Genomic DNA, 25,448 nt, shown 5'->3' with positions numbered 1-25,448 from the left:
CCATCTGCGGCGGTATGGGTGAAGGTACCATCGCCGTTGTCCACAAAAATATCGGTGGTACTGTTGATGATTGAGATGATCTCGTTATAAATATCACCCTGGTTTTGGATGTTGGTCACTACATCGGCAATTACATCAATAGTAAGGGTCTCGCCATTTTCATTGGTGAAGGTATATGAGCCGTTTCCATTGTTTACGAAGGTGAGGGTGTTGGCATCAAACATAACCACAGTGCCATCTGCGGCGGTATGGGTGAAAGTGCCATCGCCATTGTCCACAAAAATATCGGTGGTGCTGTTGCTGTTGATGAGGTTGATGATAGCAGTGTAAATATCGCCCTGGTTTTGGATGTTGTTAACTACATCGGCAATTACATCGATAGTGGTAATGGTATTGTCTTCCGAGGTATAGTCATAAACGCCATTGTTATGGTTGATGAGCGAGGTCACGGTCTCAAGATTTTGTACCAAAGCTGCAACATCAATCTGAGTTGTTACCCCTGCTTCATCCTTATACTCCAAAATTTGCCCGTCTGCACTTAACATCAGTGATGTTAATGTTTCCAGATCTCGGATATCTATGATGGTTGTATTGCCCTGCTCGTCGGTATAGGAAATGGTTCCATCGCCATTATCGGTTAGTGTCGTGAGGGTTTCTTCAATTAAATCGTTGATATCGATAATCTGAACATTTCCATTTTCATCAATATAGGTAAACTGATTGTTCACAGGATCCCAAATAACAATGTTGTCCGGTAGATCCAATTTTGAAATCAGCCGGTGCCACTTGCCTTGATACCAATAATAATAACCTCTGGTTAAAGAACTGTTTTCGGTTGTGTTGTACACCAACAAACTTTCCACATTTCCTGCGGTGATTGTTGTTTGGTCGGAAACATCCGTCAGTGCCAAACGAGGAATTAATACACCTCGATTTGATGACGTTATTTCCAATTGAGAGGCAGGATCGGGATTCACGGTTCCTATTCCTACTTGAGCAAAGAGGCTACTTGTGCACAGAATAAATAATAGTAAAAGTTTTTTCATGGGGTGAAGTATATAGTTTTCCTAATCGTAAAACTATCCATTAAAAAACTTGTTTTTACTATGGCATATTTGTCATTTTCCAGAAAAAGACAAGACAAAACTTATTGAAAAAGGAACCAATTAACTGGGTTTTAGGATTAAAATTCAAAAACCCCGAAAACTCAAATAACACATTATATTTATATACTTAAATTAGAAATTTTGAGAAATATACTGTTTGAAATCCGGAAAAATTTAACACTGATCATAATTTTTTTCTTAAGAACCCAATGGTAAACCTTGATTAATTTTCGGATACTTTTATTTTATTAATAAATTCCGAAGGCGTGCAGTCTGTCAACTTTTTAAAGGTTTTTGTAAAGCGACTATGGGATGTAAAACCTACTTCTTTACCCAAATAGCTTATTTTATATTGCAAATAATGTGGATCAGTCTTCATTTTATTGATGATGTAGGAAACTCGCAACTCATTAATATATGTGGTAAAGTCCGTGCATTTATAGTTTTTAATTATATAACGAAGATATTTAGTATTGGTCTCCAATTGGGCGGCCATTAGCGAAAGACATAGCTTTTGGTTTAGGTATTTTTTCTTTTTTTCAAATTCATCCAATTTTTCCAATAGAATATCCACAGTTTCCGGTGGTAAATATTCACGATGCGCTGGCTGCTTTTTTGGAATATCTTTATTTTTATCACCGTTCCTTTTTATTAATTTATTGAAAAATGAATTCTTTTTATAAAAGGTAACAAATCCAATTAAAGCGATTGCCGCTACGAAAGCGTAGCGCGCTATTGGTTTTCTTGCGTATAGTTTTTCTTCCTTCTCCCAGAAATCAGATTCCATTACCCCAACCATTTCCCGGTCCATAGAAGCAATGACGCTTAAATATTTTTCGGAATAATGATAAACGCTCTCTATCTCATTATTGCATTTAAAAAACTTTAAAGCGTCCGCATATACTTTTATTTTAGCTGCGTTGCTGTTTGCGTTTTCCAACATTGTAGTAGCTTTAATAAAGTATTTTTCGCTATTGTGGTAATCATCCATTTCAAAATAAAGATTTGCATAACCATTATAAATCATGGCCTGACAAATTTTGGAATAGGGGTGGTTCAGCTGTGAATAGAGAAGGGACCTATCCAAATTGATAAATGCTTCCTCGAATTTTTCCATTTTCAAATTGGTATATCCCAAAAGATAAGTGGTTTTTTTAAGCAAAATATTTTGCAATTTTGAATTTGACTCATAGCTTAGGAAAAAATCGGTGGCAAGCCGAAAGGAATGGAGTGCTTCTAAATATTTCTTTTTATTTAAAAGAAATTGGCCTTTCTCCAAAAACCACTCGCCCTTAATGCGAAGTTTTAAATCCGAATTTGGCAGTGAGAGGACGGTTTCTTCAGCTCTATTTAAAAATTTTTCACCATAAATGGAATATCCGGCCATCCTAAATTGCTTTGCCAAAAATATTTCGGCCGTAGCTCTTGAGAAGTTGAAGTTGTTTTCGAAGGATTTTTCCAAGCTTTCAAATGCGAATAGGATGGCATTTTCAAAATCACCATCTTTTTCATAAATAGTTGCCGAAATCATTTTTGCTTCAATAACATCTTTTGAAGAGGTGCTATTATTGGCTAATGAATCCGCTAGACGAAGGGCTTCAGACGGATTATTTTCAGACAGGGTTAAAAGTTGGAAATAGGAACTGGCATTTTGATAATCATATTCCTCTTGTGAAATAGCGGATATTCCAAAAAATAGCAGCCATGTGTAAATTAAGTAATGGTTTTTCATAGACTTGGGGTCTTAAATTATTTGTATTATAAAAAAGTCGAAAAAATTTAAAGTCAATTTATGGTGGGAACTTCTGAAACATAATGACCCGGTGTGCAAGAGAAGACAATCCAACAGCACGAATTCTTTGTAAAAAAGTAGGTATAATAGAGAGCTGTTGGGTGAAAGTTTTAAAATTTCCTATAATTAATGACTCGTTGTGTGGAATGAATCCCTCTTCCAAAATTAAGTTGTATGTTAATAGTTTTACTTTCATTTAGGAATACATTTTTCCTTATATATTCTTAAATAGAAGATATAAAAATTTCTTTAGCTCTACGAATAGGATACTCTTCGGTATAAATTTTTAAGCTAAGGAAGTTTAAGATTTGTGGGGAGTTTCGTAAAAATAAGAAAATTCTTTGAATATATAAAAGTATTAAAAGAACGAGATTTCTATAAAACAGTTGTAAGAATATAAGTAAAAAGAAAAACCTTGTAATTCATAAAATTACAAGGTTTGTTTATTGATTTGACAGTAAAAAAGTGGAGCCGGAGGGATTCGAACCCTCGTCCAAACAAGCAATTATACTGCTTTCTACATGCATAGTTTCCATTTTAATGTTCGTGGGCTTGCCGGTCGAAAACTACCATCGCACCCCTTAGCTTTAGTTGGGTTTCACGATGCCATCAAAGCACTGGCATCGCTAGGTTTACTTTTACGAAGCCACAAATTCAACCGCCGTAAACCAAGGCAGTTGGGTGACTTCCTGCTTGCCCACCTTGTGGGCCGAGGCACATCCTACTATAATTCGGATTATGCAGCTAGGGCGTAGTTATTCTCGCCGTTTAAAAAGTGTGAAATATGATATTAACGAGCTATATCCCAGCGCTCGACATGCTTACAATACAATTAGACCCGCTGTCAAAACCAGTCGGCCCCTATTTTCAATGAACATTAATTTACTGCTTTAGCCTATAGCATACGGCTTTCAAAGGCGGCAAAGATACATGAAAAATCATATCTTTGCGACCGCAATAATTCACTCAAAAAACATACCAAATGCCCATAACCTTCGCCATTATCAAAGAACGAAAGAGTCCGCCGGATCGGCGGGTGGTTTTTTCACCTGAAAAATGCCAAGAAGTCATACAGAAATTTTCGGATGCGCGTATTATAGTGGAATCATCGAACATCCGAATATTTTCTGATGAAGCCTATCGGGAAGCAGGTTTTGAAGTGGTAGATGATATTTCAGAAGCAGATGTAATGTTGGGTGTAAAGGAAGTGCCCGTGGAAGCTTTGATTCCGCATAAAAAATATTTCTTCTTTAGCCATACCATTAAAAAACAACCCTATAACCGAAAACTATTAAAAACGATTCTTGAAAAAAGAATTGAGCTTTTTGATCATGAAACTATCGTTACTGAGGACAACCACAGGTTGATCGGCTTTGGTTATTACGCGGGATTGGTTGGCGCTTATAACGGATTTAGGGCATTGGGCGTGCGCGATGATCTGTTTTCCCTTCCAAAAGTGGAGCAACTTTCCGATCTAGAAGCATTGAAAAATGAATTGAATAAAATTGAATTGCCCCCCATAAAAATCATTCTTTCCGGAACAGGGAAAGTTGCGCGGGGCGCGAAGGAGATTCTGGATCACTTAAAAATCAGGGAAGTGACCGATGCCGAGTATCTCATAAATGATTACAATGAATCTGTTTATTGTATTATAGATGTTTCGGAATATAACAGGCGTAAGGATGGCGGCGAATTTGACAAGAAAGAATTCTACAACGATCCGTCGAATTATGAAAGTGATTTTATGAAATATGCCAAAGTGAGCGATATGTTTATCACGGGCCATTTCTATGGCAATGGCGCGCCCTATATTTTTACGAAGCAGGATGCCAAAAATACTGATTTCAAGATAAATTTAGTTGCCGATATTTCCTGCGATGTTGACGGTCCTATAGCAAGTACCATTCGCGCTTCAACAATCGCAGATCCGTTTTATGGGTATGATCCGCACTCGGAAAAGGAAACGGCCTTTGATGCCCAGGGAGCAATTACTGTTATGGCGGTTGATAATTTGCCTTGTGAGTTGCCAAAAGATGCAAGTGAAGGTTTTGGCGATATGTTTTTGGAAAATGTAATACCAGCATTTTTTGATGATGATAAAGAGGAAATTCTTCAAAGGGCAAAAATTACTACCAAGGAAGGGAAACTTACTCCAAAATTTGCCTATTTACAGGCTTATGTAGATGGAAATATATAGCAAGTTTGTTTTTCATCGACTTTAGCAGTTGTTTTAACGAAAATTCGGAAGAGTGTTTTGTCATTAAAACTTAAAGTAATAGGTTTGAATAACTTAAATTTTGCCCCAAATGAAAAATTTAACTGCACTCTTCGCATGCTTATGTGTTGGCATAAGCTCCTTTTCACAAGTAGGAATTAATACCACTGAGCCCACTTCAACCCTCGACGTAAATGGAAGTATCCGGGTAAGAGACCTTGGAATTGGATCAGATAATGAAATAGTGGCTACACAAGTTGTAGGAATGGACGAGGAGGGTAATTTTGTGAGAATAGAAATGAGCGAGAATATTTATCTGGAAAACAACGTATTAAAAACGGTTGAACGAAGAAATAAAATTGGCACTTTGCCTACCTTTACAGGTACGGTGGGACACAATGTTGATATGATTCTTTGGCCTGGGGGAGCCAATTCTACCACTCCTGTCCTAAAAATAATTGCAACAAATGGGGATTTTAATATTACTGGTTTTGATGTTTCATCTTTAGGAGGCCCGGCAGCAGCAGATGGCATAACGGCTTGGTTATACTCAGTAAGTGGAAAATTGGAACTTAAGGTAGAGGATAACGGATCTGCTCCACAGAATAGAATTTTGGCTGATTCAAATACTAACATTCGACGGTATGGAATGGTCAAAATAATGTATGACGGGGCTTTGCAACGATGGCTAATAATGTCATATCATTAATTGTCATTATATAATAAAAAGCAGCACTTAGGTGCTGCTTTTTTTATGCGCTGTTGAAATATTTTCAAGCACAACGTGGGGTAAACTTTGGTAATATTTTACTACTTACTTGTATGTCGAATATGTTACGTCGAATATGTTACACGGAATTTTTAGTCTGGTATTTAAAATTGAGAAGGGTTAAGTTATTTGTATTACCCGTGATAAAATTCTACAGAGGGGAATAAACTGACTCGGTATATCTATTTTGAAGAGTTGAAGATGCTACAAAACTTGTCGTTAGCATTCAATAGCCAAAAACCAATCCCTATTATTTTTTTCAACCTGTCTTAAATCGAGAATATGAATCCCGTTGGGCTTTTAATATGTTTCATAAAATACAATATCCCTACTTGTTACATAAAACATTGTTATGCTCACTTTAATTCAGTTTACGTTTTCAGCATATACAAGGGCACGGTGTGAAAGAAAATTTGATAGCTAACAATTCGCTGATTTTCCCATCGGTGTCAGCAATTTGTCTTTTGTGCCGTGGAAGTTGATCAAATTTGGATAGCGTTGCCGCGAAGATTTTTGAGTAATGTATCAATAAATTGCTCCCCTTGATATGGTTTTATTACAATATCATTCATAAGCCCGAAACGTTCCTGATGGATCACCTTTTCTTTTTCCACCGCAGTGAGCGCAATAATAGGAATTTCCTTTAATGTTTTACGGATTCTCTCAGTTGTCTCAAAACCATCCATTTCCGGCATATTGATATCCATCAAAATAAGATCAAAGGTTTCTTCCGCTACCATAGATAGAGCTTCCAACCCACTTCCGGCCACGCACGCAATTGCTCCATAATTTTCTACGGATTTTTTGGTTACTAGCTGATTTATTTTGTTGTCATCGACAATGAGTATCCGTATGCCATTTAGCGAGGTTTTGGGTAAATCGATAGTGGTAGTTTGATCTGAAACAATCGTCCATGCCAGTTCATATTCAATTATAAAAGATACCTCCGTGCCTTTTCCAAGCTCACTGGATAATTCCAATTTTGAATTGTGTTGGTCTAAAATTCTTTTTACTATGGGCAAGCCAATACCACTACCGTTGGCGCTTTCCATGGTGATTTTATCCTTATCGAGATTTTCCAATAACTTTTTTTGTTTTTCTAAGGAAATGCCCTTGCCCGAATCCTTTACAAGGAAAGCTAATATTATTTTATCAGTGGTCTGTGTAGGGATTCTTCTAACATTAACCCAAATCTTTCCTTTCTCAGTAAACTTGCTCGAATTGTTGAGCAGGTTCATCAATACCTGAGAAAGTTTTGTTTCGTCCCCAATTATGGTTTCGGGGATCGCGCTATCAATCTGAAGGAGAATTTCATTCGGAAAAGATGAATTTAGGAATTTCGCGGTCTCGCTAATATTGCGCAACAATTCCCGAATATTGAATTCCGTTTTATTCAGTTCGTCATTTTGATTGGCTTCTGTTTTATTGAAATAGAGAACATTATTTATCAATGAAAGCAAATAATCTGCTGAAAATTTTAAAGAAGAAAGATTTTCTCTTTGTTCCTTAAACTTATTGTCATTCAATAATATGGAAGTGATTCCAATAATACCATACATCGGGGTGCGAAGTTCATGGGTAATATTAGAAAACAAAATGCTTTTAGCTTTTGAAAGTTCCTCACTTTTTTCTTTGGCTACGAGATATTGTTTGTTTTTCGCTTTTAAATTTTTCAATAATTTTTTACGGTTCAAGTTAGCCCAGATCATAAAAATGGAAAAGATGAGAAGAATTCCAGTTGCAATTTTAACCCACAATATAGTAGTCTCTCGAGCGGCCTGTTGCCGATCGAGTTCATTCTTTTTGGTTTGAGCCTCTATTCTACGCTTGTAGTCATTCAACCTATATTTGGCGGTAACATTTTCAATGGCTGCAATTTTATCTCTCTCATATTTCTCAGCAAGATATTTTTGATGGTTTTCCCTTGCCTGATATGCATTTTCATAATTGCCGAGCAGCGCTTCGGCATTCGCCAAATCATTATATCCTTGAATTAATATTTCTGTAAAATTGATACTTTCCGCAATTTTATTTCCTTCCCTTAAATATTTTACCGCACTCTGTGGGTTGTTCAACATAAGCTGTAGCCGTCCATTAAGTAATTTAGAACCCGCTTCAAAATGGGGGGATTTTTTTTCCCCTAAATAATTTGTCATTTGCTTTACGTGAAAAGAAGCGGTAGCTGTATCATTATTATTTAAGCTTAATTCAGCTATATTACTATGCAAAATATAAAGTGAGATTGTATCACTGTTTTCCTTGGAATATGGTATGGTGCTTAAATTAAGAGCGATAGCTTTTCGTTCGTTACCTGTAAGTGCATAAAAATTTGCTAGATCAATTTGTGTAGCTGCAATGTGAACTGGATCTTTTAGGTTTAGGGCACGATTTACATTATCCTCGAAAATGGTTCTACTACTTAATGTGTCCTCGCTTTGTAAAAAAGCATTTCCTATAAAACTGTAGGTGGTAATAATTTTTGAGTCGTCATTTGTCTCTTTTGCCAATAATATCAACTGATTCCCCAGTTCTATTGTCTGTCCATAATTTTTCCCGTAATAATGCTTGAGGACTTCCTTTTCAAGTGAGTCTATAGTATTTTGAATGGGAGAATGAGTAGTAGAATCCGAAGATTTTTGCATAGGAGACAAGTCTTCCTTTTGCGCAAGGCAGGGGGGAAGATAAAGTAATAAACAAATAAAGAGGTTTATACTGTTTCTCAAGAACCATTGATTAGGGCGTTTAAAGTTACAATTTTTTCAACATTCTAAGAATCTTCCTCTCGTTCTCTATTGATTGCGTTAATATTTTGATTAAATGAGTTAAAAGATATACATCTTAAATTACCGGTCATTAACCTATTTGATTTTGCTGATAATTAAATACTAAGAAACCAAGTGCCCAATTTGCATATTTAAATGAATATGCAGAAATTGCGGAACTAATATAATTAACGTTTCATTAACACCCAATGCTTTATTAAGAATAAAAAGAAAATAGCAATTGTAACCGGGGCCGCCTCTGGTCTGGGTTTTGAATTGGCCTTGTTATTGGCTAAGGATAATTATGAATTATTTTTGGTGGATGTCGATGCGACTAAACTTGAGGGGGCCAAAAAGGATATTGAAGCGCAATATGCTACAAGCATTCAATTGCTCCACAAGGATTTAAGTAAACCGAATGTTTCGGAGGAAATTTTTCTGGCGTTAGAAGGCAAGGATGTTGACGTGCTCATCAACAATGCGGGATTTGGAATTTTCGGTAGTTTCAACGATACGGATTGGTTACGGGATATATCCATGTTAAATCTACACGTATTGACCACCACCCACCTAACCAAATTAGTTTTAAAAGGAATGGTTGCACGTGGTAGTGGTAAAATTTTAAATATGTCATCACTCGCAGCTTTCCAGCCCGGTCCTTTAATGTCTCTATATTATGCTACCAAGGCGTATATTCTTTCTTTTTCGGAAGCAATCGCCAATGAGCTGAAGGGGACTGGGGTTACGGTCACTTGTTTATGTCCGGGCCAAACGAAAACCTGTTTTCAAGAGGTGGTTTCCAATGGTGCAAAAGCTTCCGAGAACAAAATAAAATTTAATATCGCATGCCCCAAACAGGTAGCCGAATATGGATATGATGCAATGAAGAAAGGAAAGGTTGTTGCCGTTCCGGGGAATTTCAATAAATTTCTTTCGAAGTTGCCCCGCTTTGTTCCAAGACGTACGGCAACTGCCATTATCAGAAAAATTCAAGAGAAGAATCGGGACAATTAAGGCAATTCCTTCAGAAATAATTGTCGAAATTAAATTCTCTTAAGTTCAATAGGTTGGTCGGACTGTATTTTTATCAATTCCGAAAAAAATTCCTTCAATGATTGATGCGCATCAGCGGCGAATTTCTGATTATTCAGTTTAACACTTAGCCGAATGTTCACCTTATCCGGGGAAACATCATAAACTACAGATAGCTCGCCGTCGTTTTCGGGAAGTTTCAAAAGTTTGTTGGCGGGAACTTTTTCGACTTGATATTGGTTGTTCAGCGTGATGGAAACTAAATAATTGTTCATTATAGGAAAACCAAAATCAATAGGATAAAGTCTTTTGGTCTCGGTAAAGGGATTTTCTGAAAAAAAAGTTTCCATTAAAAAGGGATAGAGAAAGAGTTTTTCACCCACCGGTTGCTCGTGCATTGAAACATCATAATTCTCTTTGTATGGCTGTTCCAGATCCTTTTCATTTTCCGTAGCAAGATTTTTTATATCCAGGCTTTCGTTTCGGCTCTGCTTCATCTTTAATATTTCATCTTTTCTGAAATTATTGTTTTCCATTCTTTTTGCCACCGAAATATAACCCGTGGAAACTTCGCTCACCTTTCCCGTAAAAATTCCAGATTCGTTCGCCGAAAGTTGCATATTCACATAATGCATATTTTTTGCTAGAGGCGAAATAGGCTCCCAATAACTGCCTTTTTTGAAATCAAGCACTCGCCCTTCCACATTTAGATCGCGAAAGGGAAGCACCCCAAAGGGAGTATGTTTGTCTGTGGCATCAAGTAAATATTTTTCATTGTTTATTGTCAAAAAAACAACGGCATAGTTAAAATCGGTCATTACCGGATATTGTTTCGTGGGCAACGCCTTGTCGCGGGTAGCTATAAGCATTATTTTGGCGTTAAGACCGGCTGCCTCTAGGGCATTGATGAGGGCTAAATTGATTTCTGAACTGTTGCCTGCCTTTTTTTCGAATGCTTCCTTTACGCGAATATCCTGCAATATCTGGGTTTCCTTGTTCCAAACCATCTCTTGCTGGATATAATAATAAATGGCCTTGGCGCGTTCCAGTTCATCCAAAACTGAAGTAACGGATGTTGGAATTTGTTCCATGAAAAAACTGGTATACTTCAATTGCCGGCCCAAATCCTTGTCATACCGGAATCCGCGGTCCACATCATCCCAGGTTTCGGCAATCGCTATTTTACTTTCATCAATCTGAACAATATCGCGGAGCTCAAATTTCATGGCAGGCATGTAATTTTCTTTGGAAAGCATATATTTTTCTTCCCTGAAGGCAGGAACATATTTCATTGCATAGGTGGCAGATTCGCAATCGGCGGCAAGTTTAAAGCCGGGAAGGTGAAAACAGGAAAGTTTTATTGCAGCATGGTTTATGTCCAATTTCCGATCGCCGTAAAGCACTCTGTTGTACCTGTAATTTCCGGGAATTTCGGTGTGAAGTTCAGAATAGATGGTGGGAAGGTCATTCATAAAAGTCCACCCGTCCAGCCTTCGTAGATAAGGAGTCTCCAAACGATAGGAATATTCCAAAATGCTACCGTCCTGCACATTGGCAAAGGTAAACTTTTTAAAAGCAAAGTTTTTTCCTTCCTTTACATCGAAAAATGCATTTTCCCCAACATACACTTTAGACTTGCCATTGTGGGTCACGGCCTTAAAATCCTTTATGTTTTCCTGCACCTCATTTTCACGGTAATAGGGGATTTCAAAAGACGAATATTTAAAGTTTTTTGCATCGAATACCTTAATTTTTCGGTGCACCTCTTTTATAAGCCTTATATAGCCATCGGCGGCATCAACCGTATAGTTTCCTCTTTCATAAAGCACCACGCCAGCGGCTTCGGGGTCCTTTGAATAACTGGTCATATTGAACTCTTCGTTTAAAGGTTCGCCAAAAGTGTGTATGGGTAGCAGTTGTGGATATGAATGGGAAAAGAATAGCAAACAGCCAATGAAAAGTAATGTTTTGAATTTCATTTTTATATTTTTTTTAAAACAATTGATTCATCCTTAAGCATTGTTACCATAGTGCCAAAAAATTCCTTTATGGATTGATAGGCATCCGGGGGAAAGCGGTATTGGTTAAGTTTCATATTGAAGCGGATGTTTATTTTGTTTCCATCGGCAACATAAGTGACAGTGCACTCGCCATGGTCATTGGGAAGTTTGATGCTTCTGTTTTTGGGCAGTTGTTCAATCGCGTATACATTTTTCAAATCTATTGAAACGACATACGTATTGGTAAATGGGTAGCCGAAGTCCATTGGATAGCTTCTCTCCTTCATTTTGAAGGGATTTTCGGAAATATAGGTCTTGTGGAAAAATGGAAAGAGTATCACTTTGTCGCCCACCGTTTCTGGCATTATAGTAATATCGTAACTTTCCTTGAGCGGTTTTTCAATTTCGTAGATGTCCTCTACTTGATAATTTTCTATTTCAATTCCAGCCTTCTCTTTTTGGGCAGTTTTAATATATTCCGAAACTGTTTCCTCATCAATATTGTTTCTTTTTCCAAGCCCGATATAGCCGTAATTTGCCTGGCTAACCTTGCCAGTGAAATCGCCATTCCCTTCGGCGGTAATTTGGGCATTTACAAAATGAATATTTTGTTTAAAAGGCTCGATGGGCATCCAGTAGCTTCCATTTTTAAAGTCCATCACGCGGCCTTGCATGTTTAGTGTGCGGAAAGGAATGATGCCGAAGGGGGCTTGCTTATCTGTTGCATCCAATAATATTTTCTCATTGTTTATCATTAATGCCACTAGGACGTAATTAAAATTAGAAAGTACAGGATAAAGTTCAGTGGGTAGTCCATTGTTTCGAGTAGATATAATGACCGATTTTGCATGTAGGTCAGCCGCTTCGAGGGCATTTACAAGCGAAAGATTAATGTCCGACACGCTTCCTAATTTTTCTTGAAATGAATCTTTGATATCATTGCCATAATTAAAATATCGTCCATTCCACGTATAGTTGGTTTGGATGAATTCATATACGGCTTTTGCGCGTTCCAAATCATCCTCAATTGTAAGAATGGCATTTGGCAATTTTCTTCTGAAATAATTATTTTTATTTAATTGATCGCCAAAATCAATTCGGCTTTCGAATTGATGGTCTACATCTTTCCACGTTCGGGTATAAACTTTTTCTTTCCCATGAAAAGGTTTATATGATACTGGTTCATAGGCTATTCTGGAAATAAAATTTTTTCTCGACAGCATATAACTTTCTTCTTCAAAAGACGGAATATTTTTCATCACGTAAATATTTACCTCGGAATCCAAGCGGCCATTATTTGAAGGTATTATGAAATCGTTTTTTTTAATGTAATTACTGTGGTTGTCCAATTTCTTTAGTCCATAAAGCACCCGATGGAATTTAATATTTTCAGGCAAAATAGTTTGAAAGAAGCTATAAATGGTAGGCAAACCATTTTGAAATTCCCAGCCGTCCATATCGAAGAAATAAGGAGTGACCAAAGTATATTTGTATTCTAAGATACTTCCGTTTTGTACGTTCGGAAACGTGAACTTCAATGCTTTTCTACCGCCAGATTTTTCAATCCTATAAAAAGAATCGTCTTGTACGGCATCTTGTACAATACCGTTGTGGGTGATGGCTTTATAATTTATTAACTCTTCTTCATAAAAACCGTTTCCTACATAGTAGGGAATTTCTATCGTGGAGTCACCAAATTTAGTTATGTCAAATACTTTTACTTTTCTGTGTATTTCCATCACTAATCTAAATGCAGTTTTTTTGACTATGGAAACTGCATAATAATTGCCAGATTCATATAAAACTACTCCCGCAGCTTCCGGTTCGCCTTCATAACTTTTTAGTTCGAATTCCTGTTGGTTAGGCTTCCCAAATTCATCAATGCGCCCCGATTGGGAAAAGGATAAATAAAAACTTGAATAAAGGAATAGAAATAAATATTGTTTCAGAAACATATTGGCAGGTCGAAATTTTATGCGGCAAAATATAATAATTATCGGAATTACAAAATGATTAAAATTTCAGCTACTTGAAAAAATCTTTTCTTGGCCAATGTTTACCTTCAAATAAAAGAATTATCATAAATCCCAGAAAATATGCTGCCAAGTCCCAGAAGTCGAAAACCGACCCTAATATAATGAGAGCTATTTCTGACTGAATGTTTAACGTATCCGAAAGCTTAAAAAACTGTAGCAACTCCACAAAAAAGGCAAAGACCAAAACCGACACGGCAATTGGGAGTGTTTTGTGTCTTATAAAAATTTTTGCAAAAGAATATAGCAACAGCACCACCAGCACATCTCCCAAAAAACCCCGTATGAATGGATTGAAATGGAAGTAAGCGATTGCTATTTCAATGATCAATAGTGTAATAAAAACAATTAAATATTTCTTCATTTTTCTTCTTTTGCATCCCCACCCCAATCTCCCCTTTATAGGGGAGGAATTTTTGGGTATGGAAAATTATTTATTCATTATTCCAATCAATTCTGCGGGAAGCAAACATAACGATTGCCAAAATCACAATAAGCCCGATGCTGCCAACCAAAAGGGCATGATTTTCCAATTGGATAATTACAAAAATAAATCCGTAAAGTGACGCTAGCGATGTGCAGATAAGTAATGGAAATTTAAAGCCCACCACCGATTCGTAGATGCTTCTGTTGAGCGGTTTGGTTTCCATTGCTGAAGTAATATCCAATTTCTCCGGAAAAAAATAGGCGTTTTTTTGCGTCTCGTTTGTTTTGGAATAATATGACTTGGTTTTCTCGTTAAAAATTTTTTCCTCGGAAATATCACTATAGGGAATTTTCACGATTGGTCCAGAAAGAAGGACTTCCTTTCCCCATTTGTTGTTGATTTCCTGCACCACTTCCTGTTGCCGATAGGCTCTTTCGTTGATGAGGGATTTAACGAATTCGAGTGGGATCAAAAGTACTAACAGTAAAAACCCAACTACAAGCATTCTCGCGGTGAATGAGTTGCGCATCCAGTTTCCAAATTTGCATCTTTTTTGTTCCATTTTTGAGATTTTAGATATGAGATTTTAGATATGAGATTTTAGATCTGAGAAAGAGAATTATTTTAAGTACCCGCAACGGGTGACCCGAAGATACCAACGGCAAGTTCCGCCCAAATCAAGAAGAGTACCATCAGTATAATTGCGCAGATGATAATTCGGTGGATTGGTTTTTTTATCATTCGTAGTACGAATTCGCAGGAAAGCCCGGTGCCGAGCAAAAGGACACCCATGACTATGAAGTCGAATAAATCCCAATTTACCTCATCCGTAAACTGCATAGCTATTAAAGGAATTAATAATAAAATTATTACCGCGGACAATATGCCAAGGAGCCTTTTATTTTTATCTGTCGCGAAATTGTTTTTGTGTGTTTGCATGGTTTCTATTTTAGAGATTAAAAGTACTTTGTTTTTCAAAGTTGTTAGATAAAAAAAGGTTTAATTAGGTTTTTGTATTAATTTTTCGAGTGCTTCAATGTGTTTTTTAAATTCGATGCGACCTAAATTGGTAGCTGAATAGGAAGTATTTGGTTTTCTGCCAACGAAACTTTTCTCTACTAGAATGTATTCGGCCTGTTCCAATGCCTTAATATGGCTGGCCAAATTACCATCGGTAACCGCCAGCAGTTCCTTCAACCGGTTAAAGTCCGCATCCTCATTCACAATAAGAATGCTCATAATTCCCAATCGTATACGGTGGTCAAAAAGTTTGTTTATGTTGTCTATGATACCCACGCTCAGTTTTTTCGCTCTTTTATATACATAAAACTGCCGTAAATAATATGGAACAACCCAAAGCCCAAAAGCCAAAACCAGAAACCATAAACGGGGAATGCAGCACAGATTAGCCCAATTATTATTTCGGCATAGCCTAAATATTTTACGTTACCAATTGTATATTTAGAGGCGTTCACCACGGCAAGGCCATAAAAAATGAGCATTAATGAAGCGGTGAGTCCGTAATGTTGGCTATTCAATTTTATGACTATATAAATTCCACCTGTTACTAAAGGAATCAAAAAATTGAGTAAAAGTCTTCGGGTGGTGGAGTCCCAAATATTTTCTTTGTTTTTTTTTGCCCTTCGCGAGGTTAAAAGATAGGCGGTTAATACACTAAGAATGAGAACCGCGGCTAAAAGACTCAACGTGAGTTTAAAGTTCCAACTGTGAAGGGTAAGATATTCACCGGACTTTGGAAAAATAAATACATATGCAATGAATGCGCCCAAGAGAGCATAGATTCCAGCCAATATGCCAGATAGGCCACTTAGGGAAATAAATCTGGAAGAGCGGTCCATTAAATCCTTAATGTCCTTTATATCGTTGAGATAATTGTTTTTATCCATATTAAAGTACTTTGAAAAACAAAGTAAATGTAAAAAAAGATATTCTACAACATTTTTTTTCAAAATTGATTTATGCCTTCAGTGCCCGTCAATCCTCAAAAACAGGAAAAACCCTGTAAAAAAAAGGGGGATTTCCCCCTTGACCAGTATTTGTTTATACCGCATCTTTGTATCACTAAGAATTAATTGGGGAGTTAATAAATAGTGGTTTGGGAAGGTTGTCTGTTTCAGACAACCTTTTTTTTTGCCATATATCGATATTTTCAGCACCCAAAAAAGGGGGAAATCCCCCATATAAAAACAGGGTTTTTCCTCTTGACTGGTAAAAAAGTTCTTCGCATCTTTACAGAAGCAAATTAATTGGGGAGTTAAGGTGCCATTCTTTGACAAAGCTGTTCCATTTTGTGGAACAGCTTTTTCATTTTGTAAATAATTGAATTTCAACAAGCTTATTTGTTATAATTATTTTTTTTAGCCGAAGAGCCCTGCCAACGTTAACTGGCAGGGCTCTTCAATTATTTTAGTAACATTTATAGGATATTGACCGTTTTCCGGATGGCAACAAGGTCTGTCAATAGTTTTTCAAGCAAACTTAAATTTAGCATATTCGCCCCATCGCTCTTTGCATTTGCGGGATCAAAGTGGGTCTCAATAAAAATTCCATCGGCGCCGGTCGCAATTCCCGCACGTGCAATTGTTGAAATCATTTCCGGTCTTCCGCCTGTTACACCCACGGTTTGATTGGGCTGTTGTAAACTATGGGTTACGTCAAGAATCACCGGAGCAAATTGTTTCATAGTTGGTATACCGCGGAAATCAACAATCATATCTTGATATCCAAACATAGTTCCGCGATCTGTAATTAATACTTGCTGATTGTTGCAATCGGTAACTTTGGTCACGGCGTGTTTCATACTTTCCGGACTCATAAATTGACCTTTTTTCAAGTTTACCACTTTTCCAGTTTCAGCGGCAGCAACCACCAAATCTGTTTGACGTACTAAAAAAGCTGGTATTTGTAAAACATCCACATATTCTGCGGCCATTGCTGCATCACTTATTTCGTGAATATCGGTAACGGTTGGAACACCAAAAGTTTCTGAAACTTTTCGAAGTATTTTTAATGCTTTTTCATCGCCAATTCCCGTAAAACTATCAATTCGGCTTCGGTTCGCTTTTTTAAAACTTCCTTTAAATATGTATGGAATTTCGAGCTTGTCGGTAATTTTTACAATCTTTTCAGCAATCTGCATTGCCATTTCCTCGCCTTCAATAGCGCATGGGCCAGCAAGAAGGAAGAAATTGTTGGCAGTTGTGTGTTTTATTTTCGGGATTTTATTCAGTTGCATTGTTTCTCCTTAATTTTAAAACAAAGGTAGTTAAAAGCTTCTTTTGCTCAACTTTGAAAGTTTAATGGAAGTTTGGCAAGATTTATTCTTTTACAATTTTATGGGTTTGTGAATTTCCGTTTTCGTCTTCAATCTTTAAAAGATAAACTCCAGCTTCTACTTTGGATAGATCAATTTGAGCAATGTTTTGCTTTTCTTCAATTAGTTGCCCCAAAAGATTAAAAACAGAAATTTGCGAAATGGGTAGCTTTGATTTTATATGAAGAATTCCATTTGTTGGGTTCGGGAAAACAAGGTAGTTATTAACTTCATTTTCTGAAATACCCAATCTGTCATTTTTGTACCAAGCTAATTTATTGTCACCGCTAGATGCTGAAGCTACATCTAACCAGCCATCTCCATCAAAATCTGCAGCTTTAGCGTCTCTTGGAAAATCAACAGAGGTAGTAATTGTTCTTGGTGTTCCGAATTCTCCTTGGCCGTCTTCGTTTTCTTTCCAAGAAATCTTGTCAGTAAATCTATTCCATAGTAAGATGTCATTGTCTGCATCATTGTCCAAATCATAAAAATGATATTGATCATCAGTATCCATTATAAACTGAATATCGCCAAAATTTCCTTGATTATTTAAGTTTTCAAGCCAATGTGTGCTTGCAACGGAATTATCATCTATAGAAGTCATTATTACATCTTTTTTTCCATCTGTGTTTATATCTGCATATTGAAATTCAACAATGTTGGTTCCGCCAGATTGAACCCAAAGAAATTGATAAATAATCTGCATTGGGCCAAATGTAGCATTACCCATATTTTTATACCAAAAAATTTTACCTTGACTATATACAAATTCTGTCGCCAAAATATCCAACAAACCATCGTTGTCAATATCTTCTAGTGCTAATTTTACATATGCATAGTCGTTTTGAATTAAAATATTCTCTTCTCCAAAAGTTCCCTGTCCATCTAGGTTTTCATACCAAACAATCCATCCCGTAAATGTATCCGTTATGTCCGCCAATAAATCCATATCCCCATCATTGTCCATATCAATTGAAAGTATATTACCTATGAAATCCACCTCAATTAATATATGGGTGACCCCAAAATTACCTGCTCCATCTATATTTTCGACCCAAACCACTTGACGCGGATTATTTCTTAAATAAAGAATATCCTTATCTCCATCATTGTCAAAATCAATAAATTCCACTGATAGATATAAGGCACTGGTTCCCTCAATCACATTCTCACTTCCGAAATTTCCCGCACCATCAAGATTTCTATACCAACTGAGTTCATATGTTTCGCCAGATGCGGTTAAAACATCCATAAACCCATCATTGTCTATATCAAAAGGAATTGATAAATAGGGTTTCAATGTAGAAGTAGAAATTATTTGCTGCTCGCCAAATTGCGAAAATCCCGAAACTGCCCAAAATATTGATAAGGTAAGTAGTAGTTTTTTCATCATATCTTAAAAAAATTAACATAAATATACTTCTTTTATATTTTATGGAATGATAATTTTCTGTCAAAATAAATCCCCAACTTTTAATTCTAATCCACTTAGAAACACTACTTTTGCACCCTCCAAAAAAATAGGAACAACTGTATGAAAGTCAAAAACATCGCCATTATTGCCCACGTTGACCACGGTAAAACCACACTGGTTGATAAAATTATGCACCACTGTAGTATCTTCCGTGAGAACGAAAATACGGGAGAACTCATCCTGGATAACAACGATTTGGAGCGCGAACGCGGTATTACAATTACTTCAAAAAACGTATCAGTTATATATAAGGATACAAAAATCAATATTATAGATACCCCTGGTCACGCCGATTTTGGCGGGGAAGTAGAGCGGGTATTAAATATGGCCGATGGGGTTTGTTTGCTTGTTGATGCCTTTGAAGGACCAATGCCACAAACTCGTTTCGTGCTGCAAAAAGCAATATCCCTAGGCCTGAAACCCTGTGTGGTCATCAATAAAGTGGATAAGGAAAACTGTACCCCGGAAGAAGTGCACGAGGCGGTTTTTGATTTGATGTTTGAATTGGGTGCCGAGGAATGGCAACTTGATTTCCCAACTGTGTACGGCTCTGCGAAACATAACTGGATGAGCGATGATTGGAGAAAACCAACAACTTCTATCGAACCATTGTTGGATATGGTTTTGGAACACGTTCCCACTCCAGTTTTTGAGGAGGGAACCCTACAAATGTTAATTACTTCTTTGGACTTTTCATCTTTTACCGGGCGTATAGCCATTGGTCGTTTGCAAAGAGGAATCTTAAAAGAAGGAATGCAGATTGCTTTGGTGAAGCGTGATGGATCCAAAGTGAAATCTAAAATAAAGGAGCTTCATACCTTTGAAGGTTTGGGCCGTAAAAAAGTTAGTGAGGTGCAAGTTGGTGATATTTGTGCATTGGTTGGCTTGGAAGGTTTTGAGATTGGCGACACCGTTGCCGATGCCGAAAACCCCGAAGCACTAAAAACCATCGCTATTGACGAGCCTACAATGAGTATGCTTTTCACCATAAACGATTCGCCTTTTTTCGGGAAAGACGGAAAATTTGTTACTTCTCGACACATTAAGGAACGTCTTGAAAAGGAACTTGAAAAAAATCTTGCCTTGCGAATGCAACTAACCGATAGCGCCGATAAATTTATGGTTTTCGGTCGTGGGGTTTTGCACCTTTCGGTTTTGATTGAAACCATGCGCCGCGAAGGGTACGAACTTCAAATTGGTCAACCACAAGTTATTATAAAAGAAATTGACGGCGTAAAATGTGAACCCGTTGAGGAAATGACCATCGATTTGCCCGAAACAGTAAGCGGAACGGCCATTAATATGGTAACAATCCGAAAGGGAGAAATGTTGAGTATGGAAGGAAAGGGTGATAGAATGGTTTGTAAATTCATCATTCCGTCGCGTGGTATCATTGGTCTTCGTAACCAATTGCTAACCGCCACTGCCGGAGAGGCAATCATGACACATCGTTTCTTGGAATACCAACCGTTGAAAGGTGGCATTCCAGAAAGACAGAACGGAAGTTTGGTCTCAATGGAAACTGGGCAGGCCATTCCATATTCTATCGATAAACTGCAGGATCGCGGACGTTTCTTTGTGCATCCAAATGAGGATATTTACGAAGGTCAGGTAATAGGTGAAAACAGCCGTCAGGATGATATGGCGGTAAACATCACTAAAACCAAAAAGCTTTCAAACGTACGTTCCTCTGGTGCTGACGATAAGGCGCGAATTATTCCCGCAATAAAATTTTCTTTGGAAGAAGCGTTGGAATACATTCAAAAAGATGAATATGTGGAGGTTACTCCAAACCATCTGCGACTTCGAAAGATCTATTTGAAGGAAGTAGATCGAAAGCGAAATAAAATGTAAAAAAAAGAAAATCGCCGAGCAATTAAATAAACTCGGCGTTTTTTAGTTAATTTGTTCACGCCGAAAGGCAGGCAAGTTTAAAAAATTAAGTATGAATTTTTTTCTTTATTTCGATCCAGGCATAGGAGCTATGATAGCACAGGTGGCAGTAGCTGCAATTGCTGGCGTTTTGCTCTTTTCAAAATTAGTGATGTATAAGGTGAAATCTTTTTTCGGATTTAAAAAAGAAGAAGAAGATACTTACGATTCAATAGACGTTGAAGAGGAAGACACCGATACCGATGACACAAAAAAATAACGCTCACCAAGCCTCATTCCGCGATCCTTCGGGATATATTTTTTACGATGGAACAACCCTGCGAAGGGCCGTAAATCCTATCTACTTCCCGCAATATTATAAATTGAGAGACAGTGGTTTCTTTAAGAACTTGATTTCAAACGGCCTGTTGATTCCGCATGAGGAAACTTCGGTTTCTTCGGAAGAAATAGTCATTACCCCAGAAAAAATTCCATTCATTACAAACCCCTATGAATGGAGCTTCGAACAGTACAAACACGCAGCCCTGCACACTCTGAAAATTCAGAAATACGCCCTTTCAAAAGGATTTATTTTGAAAGACGCCTCTGCCTACAACGTAACTTTCCATAAGGGAAAACCTGTTTTTATAGATACCCTTTCTTTTGATTTTTATGATGAAGGGACTCCATGGAGAGCCTATAAACAATTTATAACACATTTTTTCGGACCCTTAGTTTTGGCGAAATATCATGGAACTGAAGTCTTCAAAATGATGCAAACGCACATTGACGGCATTCCAGTGAAATTGATTTCTTCAATGCTTCCAAAGCGCAGTAAGTTGAGTTCGGTAATCTATCCAAATATCCATTTGCTTGCCAAAATGGAGCGGAAACACAGTGAAGATTATAAAGCGGAAACAAAAATAACAACGCTTTCAAAGAAGGCACAGGAAAATATTTTGGAAAGCCTCTATGATTATATCAAAGGCCTAACCTTGAAGGAAACCAGTGAATGGGGCGATTATTACAACAAAACCAATTACGACGAAGCAGCTTTTGAAGCGAAAAAAACGCTCATAAAAGAATGGATAAAACCATTAGAACCGCAACGATTAATTGACGTGGGCGGCAATGACGGCACGTTCGCGCGAACGGTGATTGATTCTGTTCCGCATATTATGGTGACGGATATTGATAGTAATGCTGTGGATTATAATTACAAACAGCTTCAGAAAAATAAGGAAAACAATATGCTTCCCTTTGTGTGTGATGTGCTACAGCCCGCGCCGGGCATAGGTTTTAACAATACCGAGCGCAATTCGCTAATTGAACGGTTGGTGGCATATGCACCCGATATTACCATGGCCTTGGCTTTAATTCACCATATCACGCTTTCGGGAAATGTGCCTTTTGAGAAATCCGCTTCGTTTTTTGCGTCATTTTCCAAAAACCTGATTATTGAATTTCCTACCCGGGAGGATTCTTGGGCCCAGTCATTGCTGATTCGCAAGCGCGAATTCATAAACCATTTTGATTTTTACAATGAAACCGAATTTGAAACCGGCTATCTAAAATACTTCAATATTGAAAAGAAAGAAACGGTAAAAGGCACCAAGCGACTGCTGTATCTTCTGAAAAATAAAAATTATGGAGCCTAAATCAAAACAATGGATTAGGGCCTTTTTTTTAAAGCGTGAAAATAGATTTCCAATAGTAGCGGGAGTTTCTGCAGGGCTATATCCGCTTTTGTTCTATTATACCAACAATTACGTAATGATAAATTCCTGGGGCCACCTCGGATTTTTTTTATGTTTATTTATTCTGGCGCCAATCGTAGTATTTTTTATTGCCCATAAAATTTCTTTGAAGGTTTTGCCGCACAAATGGCAGCCAAAGGTTATTCCGTTTTTAAATTTTTTCTTTTTTCTTTCTTATTTGTATGTCGCCCTAATGGCGGGAGTCAATTGGATTCAAATTTTTGGAATTGTGGTTTTAGCGGCATTGCTGGCACTGTTGTTACAAAAGTTTATGTTTAAAATAATCGGTTTTCAATTATTATTGGCGGTAATTGGTGTTTTTACTTTGGTGCCCGTAGTGATTGACCAATTGAAATATTCAGAAGAATGGATGCTCCAGCCCGATAACATTGAAGCTGCCGTTTTTAAAAAGAAACCCAACATCTATTATATACAGCCCGATGGATACGCAAATTTTTCGGAATTGAGGAAGGGATTTTACAATATCGATAATGCTGAATTTGAAAATTATTTGAGCGAAAGCAACTTTAAAAACTACCCCAACTTCCGGAGCAATTATGCCGCGACATTGCCTACCAACAGCGCTTTGTTTATGATGAAGCATCATTATTACAACAGCGGATCGGATTTTACAGAAACAATTGATGCGCGCAACGTTATTATTACTGACAACAGTGTGCTTCGTATTTTGAAAAACAACGGGTATCGCACGTTTTTTCTGACTGAGCAGCCTTATTTTTTAACGAATAAACCAAAGTTGGGCTATGATTATTGCAACTTTTCTACTGAAGAGATTAGCTTTGTAACCACGGGAATCGGCGAACCACGCGATTTAATCGAGCCTTTTAAGAATTATTTGGAAGAATATGCTCAGGGCCCCAACTTTTTCTTTATCGAAATTTTCAATCCGGGGCACATAACCAATACAATTGAAGACTCGAAAGGGATAGATGGCGAGCGGGAGCATTATATTGAAAGCTTGCGGGAATCCAATAAAAAGTTGAAACAATTAACAAAGGCAATTCTTCAAAAGGATCCCGAAGCGCTAATAGTAATTATGGCCGATCACGGCGGTTTTGTGGGAATGACGGACACTGGCGAATCATATAAAAAGAATACGGAGAGGAATTTTGTGAATTCTATTTTTAGTACCATTCTTTCCATCCATTGGCCGAAGGGCGATATTCCCCAATTTGATGAAAAGCTTAAATCCTCGGTAAATTTGTTTAGAATTTTGACCTCCTATTTAAGCGAGAATGATTCGTATCTTGCGAATTTACAGCCGGATGAAAGTTATCTTATTATCAATTCCGGCGCCCCCCGAGGCGTTTATGAACTGATTGATGATTCGGGGAATATGGTTTTTAATAAAAAGTGATGAAAACAAAAAGATCCCCAAAAACAATTGCCGGGCATCTTGGCAGAATAACCGATAATCCTATAATATTAGGCATTGCCACAGGTTTGTATCCTTTGGTTTTCTATTATTCACGGAATTTTGGCATGAGTAACTCGTGGGAACAATTGGCATTCTTTGTGGTCCTGTTTTTGTTTTTTCCAATCATTGTATTCTTCGTCTTAAAAAAGATTTCCAAGTTTTCTATTTTAGGAAAATGGCGAAAATCCATCCTTCCTTTTTTCAATCTTTTTATTTTTTTCTACTTCATTAAAATTATTTTATACACTGATGCCGAGAGAAAAATAATCCTGGGAATTTTTATTGTATCTGTTTTATGTGCCTATTTTCTTCACAAACATTTCAAAAAGTGGCTGACCGTACAGCTTGTGTTGGCGCTTATCGGTTTTATTGGTTTACTGCCCACCATTTTTAGCTATATAAATTATTCCACAAAATGGACGCAGCAGCCCGATGATATTGAGGAAGTAGTTTTTGAAAAAAGACCGAATATCTATTATATCCAACCGGACGGATATGTCAACTTTTCTGAATTGGAAAAGGCGGAATATAATATTGATAATTCCGGTTTCAAATCTTTTTTGGAAGAAAGGAATTTCGAAAACTATCACAATTTCCGGAGTAATTATGTTTCCACCTTGACTTCCAACAGCGCTACGTTTATGATGAAGCATCATTACTATAACGGAAATACCGATTACACAAAAATGCCGAACACCCGGGAAAACATTGTCTCTGAAAATGCCGTACTTTCTATTTTTAAAAACAATGGATACAAAACCCATTTCATATCGGAACACCCTTATTTATTAGTGAATCGACCCAAGCTAGGGTTTGATTATGCCAATTTTGAGTATAATGAGATTCCCTATATTACAACAGGATTCAACGTTGCAAAGGATGTTTCCTTCGAGCTTGAGACGGCAATGGCTTCCAAAAGTGACGATGGGAATTTCTTTTTTGTAGAAATTTTTGAGCCCGGTCATATTTCCAGCGTAAAATCTGCCTCCAAAGGAAAGGAAAAGGAAAGGGAGCAATGGCTGGAAAAAAGGGAAATAGCAAATGCGAAGCTTGAGAAAATTATAAATATTATTATAGCACAGGATCCATCTGCCCTAATTATAATAATGGCCGATCACGGAGGTTTTGTGGGGCTGGAATACACCGATGAGTTTAACCATAAAACTTTCGGCAGCAATATAGTTTATAGCGCTTTCGGGGCAATGCTCTCCATTCGTTGGCCGAATGATGAGGTGCCTGCGGAATCACAATATCTAAAAAGCAGCATTAATGTTTTTAGGATTTTGTTTTCCTATGTATCAGGCAACCAAAAATATTTGCAGCATCTACAAGGGGATGAAAGTTATTTTGTATTAAAATCCGGCGAAGACCCTGGGGTGTATCAATATGTGGATGGTAATGGAAATGTCAATATAAAAAAAATCGAAATCAAGTAAG

At 37.3% G+C, this 25,448-nt stretch carries 19 protein-coding genes, 1 other RNA gene and 2 pseudogenes; 8 read left to right on the top strand and 14 right to left on the bottom strand.

Annotated features, from left to right (window positions below; translation table 11 throughout):
- The 3 genes from QRD02_RS12510 to ssrA form a co-directional block, all read right to left on the bottom strand.
- Positions 1 to 1,046: phage tail-like protein (locus QRD02_RS12510; protein WP_494337475.1), on the bottom strand; the 1,046-nt coding region annotated here is incomplete at its 3' end.
- 283 nt (positions 1,047 to 1,329) lie between these two features.
- On the bottom strand, positions 1,330 to 2,838 hold the full coding sequence (locus tag QRD02_RS12505) for a helix-turn-helix domain-containing protein (RefSeq protein WP_290255292.1): 1,509 nt from the start codon (positions 2,836 to 2,838) through the stop codon (positions 1,330 to 1,332).
- A gap of 523 nt (positions 2,839 to 3,361) precedes the next feature.
- Positions 3,362 to 3,760, bottom strand: a transfer-messenger RNA (tmRNA) gene (ssrA, locus tag QRD02_RS12500).
- Positions 3,761 to 3,886: 126 nt separating this feature from the next.
- On the opposite strand from ssrA, the gene QRD02_RS12495 reads away from it, so the two are divergent.
- Together QRD02_RS12495 and QRD02_RS12490 are read left to right on the top strand one after the other, a co-directional pair.
- Entirely contained in the window at positions 3,887 to 5,095 is a 1,209-nt protein-coding gene (locus QRD02_RS12495) for an NAD(P)-dependent oxidoreductase (protein ID WP_290255295.1), read from the top strand.
- Positions 5,096 to 5,204: 109 nt separating this feature from the next.
- Positions 5,205 to 5,822, top strand: coding sequence for a hypothetical protein (locus tag QRD02_RS12490; protein ID WP_290255291.1), 618 nt, complete (start codon positions 5,205 to 5,207; stop codon positions 5,820 to 5,822).
- Positions 5,823 to 6,364: 542 nt separating this feature from the next.
- On the opposite strand, the gene QRD02_RS12485 is transcribed toward QRD02_RS12490, so the two are convergent.
- Positions 6,365 to 8,524: an ATP-binding response regulator gene (locus QRD02_RS12485; protein ID WP_290255290.1), complete on the bottom strand. Its 2,160-nt coding sequence runs from the start codon at positions 8,522 to 8,524 to the stop codon at positions 6,365 to 6,367.
- Between the two features lie 318 nt (positions 8,525 to 8,842).
- Here QRD02_RS12485 and QRD02_RS12480 point away from each other — a divergent pair, with 318 nt between their 5' ends.
- Positions 8,843 to 9,658 carry an SDR family NAD(P)-dependent oxidoreductase gene (locus tag QRD02_RS12480; RefSeq protein WP_353959584.1) on the top strand — a complete coding sequence of 272 codons (816 nt, stop codon included), beginning with the start codon at positions 8,843 to 8,845 and terminating at the stop codon, positions 9,656 to 9,658.
- A 29-nt stretch (positions 9,659 to 9,687) separates the two neighbouring features.
- On the opposite strand, the gene QRD02_RS12475 is transcribed toward QRD02_RS12480, so the two are convergent.
- The 10 genes and pseudogenes from QRD02_RS12475 to QRD02_RS12435 all read right to left on the bottom strand — a co-directional run bounded on the left by QRD02_RS12475 (position 9,688) and on the right by QRD02_RS12435 (position 18,863).
- Complete coding sequence (locus QRD02_RS12475; protein ID WP_290255289.1) at positions 9,688 to 11,655, bottom strand: DUF3858 domain-containing protein; 1,968 nt, start codon at positions 11,653 to 11,655, stop codon at positions 9,688 to 9,690.
- Positions 11,656 to 11,657: 2 nt separating this feature from the next.
- Positions 11,658 to 13,631 carry a DUF3858 domain-containing protein gene (locus QRD02_RS12470; protein WP_290255288.1) on the bottom strand — a complete coding sequence of 658 codons (1,974 nt, stop codon included), beginning with the start codon at positions 13,629 to 13,631 and terminating at the stop codon, positions 11,658 to 11,660.
- 70 nt (positions 13,632 to 13,701) lie between these two features.
- Complete coding sequence (locus tag QRD02_RS12465) at positions 13,702 to 14,073, bottom strand: ribosomal maturation YjgA family protein (protein ID WP_290255287.1); 372 nt, start codon at positions 14,071 to 14,073, stop codon at positions 13,702 to 13,704.
- Positions 14,074 to 14,143: 70 nt separating this feature from the next.
- Positions 14,144 to 14,308, bottom strand: a pseudogene (locus QRD02_RS14505) (inner membrane CreD family protein); the annotation flags it as partial.
- An 18-nt stretch (positions 14,309 to 14,326) separates the two neighbouring features.
- Positions 14,327 to 14,641, bottom strand: a pseudogene (locus QRD02_RS14500) (inner membrane CreD family protein); the annotation flags it as partial.
- A 119-nt stretch (positions 14,642 to 14,760) separates the two neighbouring features.
- The gene (locus QRD02_RS12455) at positions 14,761 to 15,075 is read right to left on the bottom strand and encodes a hypothetical protein (RefSeq protein ID WP_290255285.1); all 315 of its coding nucleotides are present in this window, start codon (positions 15,073 to 15,075) and stop codon (positions 14,761 to 14,763) included.
- A 60-nt stretch (positions 15,076 to 15,135) separates the two neighbouring features.
- The gene (locus tag QRD02_RS12450; RefSeq protein WP_290255284.1) at positions 15,136 to 15,432 is read right to left on the bottom strand and encodes a winged helix-turn-helix domain-containing protein; all 297 of its coding nucleotides are present in this window, start codon (positions 15,430 to 15,432) and stop codon (positions 15,136 to 15,138) included.
- 2 nt (positions 15,433 to 15,434) lie between these two features.
- Positions 15,435 to 16,043 carry a hypothetical protein gene (locus tag QRD02_RS12445; protein WP_290255283.1) on the bottom strand — a complete coding sequence of 203 codons (609 nt, stop codon included), beginning with the start codon at positions 16,041 to 16,043 and terminating at the stop codon, positions 15,435 to 15,437.
- A gap of 530 nt (positions 16,044 to 16,573) precedes the next feature.
- The gene (gene kdsA / locus QRD02_RS12440; protein WP_290255282.1) at positions 16,574 to 17,392 is read right to left on the bottom strand and encodes a 3-deoxy-8-phosphooctulonate synthase; all 819 of its coding nucleotides are present in this window, start codon (positions 17,390 to 17,392) and stop codon (positions 16,574 to 16,576) included.
- Positions 17,393 to 17,474: 82 nt separating this feature from the next.
- The gene (locus QRD02_RS12435) at positions 17,475 to 18,863 is read right to left on the bottom strand and encodes a T9SS type A sorting domain-containing protein (RefSeq protein ID WP_290255281.1); all 1,389 of its coding nucleotides are present in this window, start codon (positions 18,861 to 18,863) and stop codon (positions 17,475 to 17,477) included.
- A 141-nt stretch (positions 18,864 to 19,004) separates the two neighbouring features.
- Here QRD02_RS12435 and typA point away from each other — a divergent pair, with 141 nt between their 5' ends.
- From typA to QRD02_RS12410, 5 genes are all read left to right on the top strand, one after another.
- Positions 19,005 to 20,798: a translational GTPase TypA gene (gene typA / locus QRD02_RS12430; protein WP_290255280.1), complete on the top strand. Its 1,794-nt coding sequence runs from the start codon at positions 19,005 to 19,007 to the stop codon at positions 20,796 to 20,798.
- A 91-nt stretch (positions 20,799 to 20,889) separates the two neighbouring features.
- The gene (locus QRD02_RS12425; protein ID WP_290255279.1) at positions 20,890 to 21,096 is read left to right on the top strand and encodes a hypothetical protein; all 207 of its coding nucleotides are present in this window, start codon (positions 20,890 to 20,892) and stop codon (positions 21,094 to 21,096) included.
- Positions 21,080 to 22,474, top strand: coding sequence for a class I SAM-dependent methyltransferase (locus QRD02_RS12420; protein ID WP_290255278.1), 1,395 nt, complete (start codon positions 21,080 to 21,082; stop codon positions 22,472 to 22,474). Before QRD02_RS12425 ends, QRD02_RS12420 begins: the two co-directional genes overlap by 17 nt.
- Positions 22,464 to 23,951 carry a sulfatase-like hydrolase/transferase gene (locus QRD02_RS12415; protein ID WP_290255277.1) on the top strand — a complete coding sequence of 496 codons (1,488 nt, stop codon included), beginning with the start codon at positions 22,464 to 22,466 and terminating at the stop codon, positions 23,949 to 23,951. Before QRD02_RS12420 ends, QRD02_RS12415 begins: the two co-directional genes overlap by 11 nt.
- On the top strand, positions 23,951 to 25,447 hold the full coding sequence (locus QRD02_RS12410; RefSeq protein WP_290255276.1) for a sulfatase-like hydrolase/transferase: 1,497 nt from the start codon (positions 23,951 to 23,953) through the stop codon (positions 25,445 to 25,447). Before QRD02_RS12415 ends, QRD02_RS12410 begins: the two co-directional genes overlap by 1 nt.
- Position 25,448: the final 1 nt, after the last annotated feature.

The sequence above is a fragment of the Aequorivita aurantiaca genome, assembly GCF_030410135.1.
In the GTDB taxonomy this organism is placed as follows: Bacteria; Bacteroidota; Bacteroidia; order Flavobacteriales; family Flavobacteriaceae; genus Aequorivita; species Aequorivita aurantiaca.
Note: the sequence above shows the minus strand (reverse complement) of the source record. Positions and strands in the feature narration are given on the sequence as shown.